Below are 503 nucleotides of genomic sequence, written 5' to 3'. Positions count from 1 at the left end.
TTATTAATGAATTTGATAATAACATTAAATTTATTAAAGCAACATTGGAAGAAACAAGTTTATTAGTTCAACGCAATATTATTCCGACGAATAATGTTGTTGATAAACCACATAAAATTAGACAATTTGCTAATTATGTGACAGTTGATAGTAAATTTATTTCTTATTTAACTATATCACAATATCCGTTGTTGGTGCCTGATACTTGGTTGGGTTTTCTTGCTAATTTGAACAATGTTAATGTTAATATGAAGGTTCATCATATTTCAGAACAAGAAGCATTGAAATTGCTTGACCATGCTATAAATCGTGCTGAAATTCAAACAACAAGCAAAACAAGTGAAGAAATTAAGTATCAATCTTATTTGGAACATTTTACAGAATTAATGAATATGGTTCAAAATGGTGGTGAAACCTTGAAAATGGTTTCAGTTATGTTTACTTGTTTTGCTGATACGAAAAAAGAACTAGATAGTATTAGAACGATGTTAATAAGTGAAATG

At 27.8% G+C, this 503-nt stretch carries 1 protein-coding gene; it reads left to right on the top strand.

Features of this window, described 5'->3' with window-relative positions; translation table 4 throughout:
* A partial coding sequence (locus EHU54_RS06120; RefSeq protein WP_400249515.1) for a hypothetical protein occupies positions 1-503 on the top strand: 503 nt, incomplete at both ends.

Origin of the sequence: Spiroplasma sp. ald (genome assembly GCF_044714355.1) — a bacterium.
Lineage (GTDB): Bacteria > Bacillota_I > Bacilli_A > Mycoplasmatales > Mycoplasmataceae > Spiroplasma > Spiroplasma phoeniceum.
This window is presented reverse-complemented; position numbering and strand designations above follow the sequence as displayed.